Origin of the sequence: Clostridium sp. CAG:43, assembly GCF_000434655.1 — a bacterium.
Classification (GTDB): domain Bacteria; phylum Bacillota; class Clostridia; order Lachnospirales; family Lachnospiraceae; genus Otoolea; species Otoolea fessa.
Window position 1 is genome coordinate 11,673 of sequence record NZ_FR895073.1, and the last position, 7,214, is coordinate 18,886.

Sequence of the window (7,214 nt, forward strand, 5' to 3'; positions counted from 1 at the left end):
CTCTTCCCCGCCAGCCATTCTTTCTGACTGGCTGCTGCAGTTTCTCATTGTCATCCTATGTTGTTTTTATGCTGCCGTTCATATATTTTGTAAACTACAACACCCTGAGATCCCGCCAAATACCTTGCCGCAGAGACGCACATATTCCTGATATTCCGGCGTCTCATTCAAATCCTTCAAAAGGTCTATCATCGATGTGTAATACCACGCCTGTTTCTCTTTGTCCTTCATATTAAACCGCTGCCAGAGCTCCTCCCCGACCAACAGATAGTCACGCGCCATGCTGCGGATATTGCTCAGCTTGTCCGCCATCGTCAGGATCTTCTCCGCCTGGCTCGCTGTTTTCAGATGTTCCAGCGTGTGCCCCTTGCGCTCAATCCATGTTTTGGACTTATCCTCGCTCTCCGCCGCGACCAGATCCGCAACCCGGGTGCCAAACTCCTGTTTCAAATCCTCATAGGTCACATCCGTGTCCTCGATCGTATCATGCAGAAGTGCCGCCGCCAGTATCTCCTCATCGTTCGTCAGCATCGACGCAATCAGCGCCGTCTCCAGCGGATGAACGATATACGGAATTCTGGTTCCCTTCCGGTGTGCGCCCCTATGCGCCTGTTCTGCGAATTTTGCCGCTCTGTCAATCATGGTTGTTCCTCTGTCTATATTGCTTATACTGTTTAAACGATTGCTACTGTTTCAAATGTACATCCATCTTGTTGTATGGAATTTCGATGCCCGCCTCGTCAAATGACAGCTTGATCCGTTCCAGAAGGTCCCATCTCGTCTGCCAGTAATCGGACGTCTCTACCCAGCCCCGGATGCCAAGCACCACGCTGCTGTCGCCCAGGCTGTCCACAAATACCTTGATGTCCTCGTCCTTCTTCACCATCGGATGTTCCCGATAAACGCGCTCTAACACCGCCTTTGCCGTCCGGATATCCGCCTCATAGGCAATACCGACCTTGAGCTCCAGCATCCGCTTGTCCATCGCCGTTACATTGGTCACGGTTGAATTTGAAAGGGTGCCATTCGGGATGGTAATTGCTTTATTATCGGTTGTCAGGATAGTCGTGTAAACCAGCCCGACCATCGAAACCTTTCCTTCCCCGGACGGGGAAATGATATAATCACCCACCCGGAACGGTTTCATAATTAAAATCAAGAGTCCGCCCGCAAAGTTTCCAAGACTCTGCTGGAGCGCCAAACTCAGCGCAAGACCTGCCGCGCCAAGAACCGCCACAATCGAGGCGCTGTCCATGCCAAGCTGCCCTGCAATCATAAAAAGCAGGAATACATTCATCACAAACTGGGTCAGCGCCCGCAGGAAACGGGTCACGCCCACATCCATACCGGCATGCTCCATCGAGCGGGACAGCATCTTCTCGATCATCGAGATGATCTTGCGTCCAATCAGAAAAATGATGAGCGCCACCAATACCTTCTGTCCCAATGCCATAAGCCCCGGACCAATCCGGTGCATGATCGCGGTCATCGTATCCACGTTCAAATTTGCCGGATCCGATAGCGACTCTGCTACCGCCGCGATCTCCTCGCCTGTCAGCTCTGCCGCTGTTGCCATCTATTTCATTCCTTCCTGTACTTACTCTTTTCCCACCTTTTTATCCAGACCTTCTTCCAATCCCGTCTGTCGTCTCGCAATCGAGGACAGACTGATAATCTTGGAGGAAAGCCCCGCCTTCGCCTCTGCCAGCTTATCTGAAATACCCGCCAAGCGTTCCGCTGCCGCCGCAGCTGTCTCCCCGGCTTTTCCATTAAATACCGCCGCTGCCTCCGCCATCATGCTCTGGAGATCGGCTTCTGCCTTTTTTACCGGTGCATTCCGTTTCGCCGGCTTCTCTGCAGGTTTTTCCGCCTTTTCTTTTACATTCTTAGTGCTGTGGGTCGTCTTTTTCGTCTTCGCCGGTTTTTCTTTCTTCTCCGGCTCCGTCGGCGTGCAGCTGAATACGCTGATGCCAAGCGGCGCCAGCTGAATCGTGATGGAATTTTCCTTTCCATCACATTCCTCTGCCTTCGAGGACTTCATACGCGGATTGACCTTTCCGCTTCCGCCGAACTTCTCCGCATCGCTGTTGAAAATCTCTTTGTATTTTCCCTTAAACGGTACGCCGACCATCAGCTTCTCATGCAGCTGCGGGGCAAAGTTGCAGACAAAGAGCAGTGTCTCATCCGCGCCGCGCCGGAGAAATGCAATGATATTGTCCGCTGCATCCATGCAGTTGATCCACTCGAAGCCTTCCGTCTGATAATCTTTCTGATAGAGTGCCGGATGGCTGGTATAAAGGTGATTTAACTCCTTCACATACTCCTTCATCTGGCTGTGGATCGGATACTGCAGCAGCTCCCACTCGATCGATGCATTCTCATTCCACTCATCCATCTGGGCGAAATCCTGTCCCATGAAAAGGAGTTTCTTGCCCGGATGTCCCATCATAAAACCGTATGCCGCCCGCAGGTTCGCAAACTTGTCCTCAAACGTCTGTCCCGGCATCTTATTGACCAGGGAACCTTTTCCGTGAACCACCTCGTCGTGTGAGAAGACGAGGACGAAATTTTCACTGTAGGCGTAAATCATGCTGAAGGTCAGCTCATTGTAGTGGTGGCACCGGAAATATGGATCCTGCTCCATATAGCCCAGAAAATCGTTCATCCAGCCCATGTTCCATTTATAATCAAAGCCAAGACCGCCGTTCTTCACGTCACCGGTAACCTTCGGCCATGCCGTCGATTCCTCGGCAATCAGAATCGCGCCGTCCTTGCGCCCCCTGAAGACAGAGTTCAGATGCTTTAAGAACTCGACCGCCTCCAGATTCTCATGACCGCCGTACATATTGGCAATCCATTCACCCGGATTCTTACCATAATCCAGATACAGCATCGACGCCACCGCATCAAACCGGATGCCGTCCGCGTGATAGCGGTCCGCCCAGAACATCGCATTCGCAATCAGGAAGTTTGAAACCCCCGGTCTGCCATAGTTGTAGATCAGCGTACCCCAGTGCGGATGCGCCCCCTGTCTCGGATCCTTGTGCTCATAGAGGCAGCTTCCGTCAAACTGCGCCATGCCCCATGCATCACGCGGGAAATGTGCCGGAACCCAGTCAAGGATAACGCCAATCCCCTGTCCGTGCAGGTAATCCATAAAATACATGAAATCATCCGGTGTGCCGAAGCGGCTGGTCGGTGCGTAATATCCCGTCACCTGATAGCCCCACGAAGCATCCAGCGGATGTTCCATGACCGGCAGAAGTTCCACATGGGTATACCCCATTTCCTTCACATATTCCGCCAGCTTGACCGCGATCTCACGGTAATTGTAAAACTCCGATCCGACAATCTCGCGTCCTCTCTTATCCACCTCGGTCGGTTTTCGCATCCAGGAACCGAGATGTACCTCATAGATCGACATCGGCGCCGTCTTCGTGTCGAGCGCCGCCCGTTTCTTCATCCAGTCCTGATCGTTCCATTTATATTCGTCCAGATCCCAGACGATGGATGCCGTGTTCGGTCTAAGTTCCGCATAGTTCGCATACGGATCCGCCTTCAGCGCCGGGTCGCCGTTCTTGAACTTAATTTCATATTTATAAACAGCTCCCTTTTTTAGCTCCGGGATAAAAATCTCAAACACGCCCGAATCTCCCAACCGCCGCATCTGGCTGCGTCTGCCATCCCACAGGTTGAAATCACCGACAACACTCACGCGCATCGCTTCCGGCGCCCAGACTGCAAAATAGACGCCACTCACACCTTTGACCGTCATCGGATGCGCGCCCATCTTATTATAAATGCTGTAGTGGACGCCCGCCTCGAATTTCTTCAAATCCGATTCCGTAAACTGCGGTGCAAAGGAATACGGATCGTGTATCTCGCTTAACGTACCATTATCATAAAACACAAGGAGGGTATAATCCGCCAGAGTCTTGCGCGGAATCAGCGCTGCAAAAAAGCCAGTCTCGTCCGCCATCTCCATCTGGTACTGCTTGCCGGTTTCCGAAAGTTTGACCGTAATATCGCGCGCCGTCGGAATAAACGCCTGTACCAGCATTCCCTCCGGCGTCATATGGGCTCCCAGCATCCGGTGCGGGTTTGCCGCTTCCGAATAGACAATTTCTTCAATTCCAGCCCAGTCCATCAGATCGTATAATGTTTTATCCATACATACGCCCCCTTGCGTTCCTTTGTGGTTTTTGGTTTTAGCTTCATTTTAGCATCCCGCGCCCAATAATACAATCATACACTTCAAAACATTTATGAATTTTCCCGAAATTTCGTGAAAAAACTTGATAAATCAAGGCATCTCATATACACTATTATGGCAGAAGGTTACCATTTACAGTAGCCTATTACTGCTCATGCGTTGCACAAACGTTACTGCCGTAGCCAGACACCTTTGGAACTGAAAGTGCTATAAGATAACGTCACACAGACAGCAACAGCAGAGAGAGGAGATATATATGGAAGATCAAGATAGAGACCATATTTCGTCCCGAAGCCATTTCTCCGGGCGTTCCGAGCAGGAACTGGATGAGATGCTCGATGAACTCCGCGCCGGAAAAATCGGCATCAACCAGCCGGGCCAGAACTCTTCGGAACACGATTCGGAAGATACGCCCGAAGAGAACGACAACGCTTCAGGTACCGGAAATGCCGCAAAATCCAAGAAGGGCAAGAGCCGCAAAGAAGGCTTCAATCTCAAGGACGAGGTCATAAGCTGGATTCAGGTCCTGGTTGCCGCCGCTATTATCGCATTCTGCGTCAACCATTTCATCATCGCCAACAGCGAAGTCCCGACCAGCTCGATGGAAACGACCATCATGGCTGGCGACCGCGTCATCGGCTCACGGTTAAGCTACAAATTCGGAGATCCGCAGCGGGGTGACATCGCCATTTTCATTTATCCGGATGATGAAGCGAAAGGCATCAAAACGTACTATGTCAAACGTATCATCGGTATGCCGGGCGACACGATCGACATCGTGGACGGCAAGGTATACTTAAATGGTTCCGATACACCGCTCGACGAGCCGTATCTGCATGAACCGATGGAACCGGAGGAACCGCAGCACTACGAAGTGCCGGATGGCTGCTATTTCATGCTGGGCGACAACCGGAACTATTCCAACGACGCCCGCCGCTGGACGCACAAATACGTCAAGCGCGACAAACTGGTTGCCAAGGTACTGTTCCAGTATTTTCCGAAGATCCAGAAACTGAATTAACCCAATATTTACTTTAGGAAGGAACAAAGAACATCATGAAGAAAGTAGTAAAGTTTGGCGGAAGTTCCCTCGCCAGCGCAAAACAGTTCAAAAAAGTCGGAGATATTATCCGTGCTGATAAATCCAGACGCTACGTTGTACCGTCTGCTCCGGGCAAACGCAACAAAAATGACACCAAAGTAACCGATATGCTCTATGCCTGCTACGAGGCAGCTTCCACCGGCGCAAGCTACGGCAAGCTTCTCTCCGCCATCAAAGAGCGCTATGAGCAGATCATCGACGGTCTGGAGTTGAATTTAAACCTCGATTATGAGTTCAAGACCATCGAGGAAAACTTTATCGCAAAAAAAGGCAGCGATTACGCAGCTTCCCGCGGTGAGTATTTAAACGGTATCATCATGTCCCATTACCTGGGCTATGAGTTCATCGATGCAGCCGAGGTAATCTTCTTTGACGAGAATGGTACATTCCTGTCCGAGAAAACCAATGAAGAGCTGTCCGAACGCCTCGCGCACACTGAGCGCGCCGTTATCCCAGGCTTCTACGGGTCCAATCCGGACGGCACGATCCACACCTTCTCCCGCGGTGGTTCGGATATCACTGGCTCCATCGTAGCCCGCGCGATTCACGCAGACCTCTACGAGAACTGGACCGATGTATCCGGTTTCCTGGTAACCGACCCGCGCATCGTGGAAAATCCGGTTCCGATCGAGACCATCACCTACAAAGAACTGCGTGAACTGGCTTACATGGGTGCCAGCGTCCTTCATGAGGATGCCATCTTCCCGGTACGCCGCGAGGGCATCCCGATCAACATCCGCAACACCAACAAGCCGGAGGATCCGGGTACACTCATCGTCGAGAATACCTGCCGGAAGCCGAAATACACCATCACCGGTATCGCCGGAAAGACTGGTTTCTGCTCTGTTACCATCGAGAAAGCGATGATGAACTCCGAAATTGGGTTTGGGAGAAAAGTTCTGGGTGTCTTCGAGGACTGCGGTATTTCCTTCGAGCATATGCCGTCCGGAATCGATACGATGACCATCTTCGTACACCAGTCCGAATTCGAACAGCATGAGCAGTTCGTTATCTCCAACATCCACCGCGCGGTACAGCCGGATTCCATCGAGCTTGAGTCCGATTTAGCACTCATCGCCGTCGTAGGACGCGGCATGAAGTCCACCCGCGGCACTGCCGGACGCATCTTCTCCGCCCTGGCACACTCCCGCATCAACGTCAAGATGATCGACCAGGGTTCCAGTGAACTCAACATCATCATCGGCGTGAAGAACGCAGATTTCGAGGCGGCTGTAAAAGCGATTTATGATATTTTTATTACAGCGGAGCTGTAAGAGTGCGCTGTAAATAACAGAAACTGCGCCAATTCATTTTAATTATGATTTCGTTAGGAATCTAAATTAAAATGAATTGGCGCAGTTTTAATTTACACCTTTTTGTCAAGAACAAACAAAAAAACCAGGCATATCTAAGGCAGCCTCCCAAAATTAGACTTTTGGGAGGCGCCTCATGTCCATACCTGAGGGTTCTATTATAAATGATTATTTGAATCCGTTTCCCCTACTTCCGGTTCGCCTTCTCCATATGCACGTTCTTGCCCTTGATCTTCGCACCGCGCATCGCCTGCAGTACAACGTCCGCATGCTCTCTCGGCACCTCGACGAATGTGTAATTATCGAACATATCGATACTTCCGACCATACGTCCCGGCATGCCGGATTCTCCGGCGATCGCACCGAGGATATCGCCCGGACGGATGCCCTGGTTCTTTCCGATGTTGATGAAGAGACGCGCTACGTCCTCATTTCTGCCACGGCTTCCTCTGCCGTTTCTTCCACCACGGCTGCGGCGGCTCTCATCCTCGAGATCCTCCAGCTCACGCAGCGGGCGGTTCTCCTCTAAGAGCTCCTCGCCCTCTTCGCCCATCATCATTTTGAGCAGCGCTGCTGCCAGATCGAG

General features: G+C 51.6%; 6 protein-coding genes. 2 read left to right on the forward strand and 4 right to left on the reverse strand.

The features are described from left to right. Positions 1-78: 78 nt before the first annotated feature. Genes QVO97_RS05925 through glgB form a run of 3 tightly spaced genes read right to left on the reverse strand, consistent with a single transcriptional unit; the run spans position 79 to position 4,171 of the window. Positions 79-642, reverse strand: a complete 564-nt coding sequence (locus tag QVO97_RS05925; RefSeq protein ID WP_022359460.1) for an HD domain-containing protein — start codon at positions 640-642, stop codon at positions 79-81. 43 nt (positions 643-685) lie between these two features. Then, positions 686-1,576 carry a mechanosensitive ion channel family protein gene (locus QVO97_RS05930; RefSeq protein ID WP_022359461.1) on the reverse strand — a complete coding sequence of 297 codons (891 nt, stop codon included), beginning with the start codon at positions 1,574-1,576 and terminating at the stop codon, positions 686-688. A 21-nt stretch (positions 1,577-1,597) separates the two neighbouring features. After that, a complete protein-coding gene (gene glgB / locus QVO97_RS05935) occupies positions 1,598-4,171 on the reverse strand; it encodes a 1,4-alpha-glucan branching protein GlgB (protein ID WP_022359462.1) in 2,574 nt (857 codons plus the stop codon). A gap of 550 nt (positions 4,172-4,721) precedes the next feature. Between glgB and lepB the strand changes: the two genes are divergently transcribed. Both lepB and QVO97_RS05945 read left to right on the forward strand, forming a co-directional pair. After that, the gene (gene lepB / locus QVO97_RS05940; RefSeq protein ID WP_227589452.1) at positions 4,722-5,234 is read left to right on the forward strand and encodes a signal peptidase I; all 513 of its coding nucleotides are present in this window, start codon (positions 4,722-4,724) and stop codon (positions 5,232-5,234) included. Between the two features lie 35 nt (positions 5,235-5,269). Continuing rightward, complete coding sequence (locus QVO97_RS05945; protein ID WP_022359464.1) at positions 5,270-6,589, forward strand: aspartate kinase; 1,320 nt, start codon at positions 5,270-5,272, stop codon at positions 6,587-6,589. A 226-nt stretch (positions 6,590-6,815) separates the two neighbouring features. Here QVO97_RS05945 and QVO97_RS05950 read toward each other — a convergent pair. Next, a partial coding sequence (locus QVO97_RS05950) for a DbpA RNA binding domain-containing protein (protein WP_288189117.1) occupies positions 6,816-7,214 on the reverse strand: 399 nt, incomplete at its 5' end.

Bases quoted from the DNA above. Each gene is read 5' to 3' on its own strand.
- QVO97_RS05930 (WP_022359461.1), bottom strand. From the start codon at position 1,576: ATGGCAACAGCGGCAGAGCTGACAGGCGAGGAGATCGCGGCGGTAGCA.
- QVO97_RS05945 (WP_022359464.1), top strand. From the start codon at position 5,270: ATGAAGAAAGTAGTAAAGTTTGGCGGAAGTTCCCTCGCCAGCGCAAAA.
- QVO97_RS05925 (WP_022359460.1), bottom strand. From the start codon at position 642: ATGATTGACAGAGCGGCAAAATTCGCAGAACAGGCGCATAGGGGCGCA.
- glgB (WP_022359462.1), bottom strand. From the start codon at position 4,171: ATGGATAAAACATTATACGATCTGATGGACTGGGCTGGAATTGAAGAA.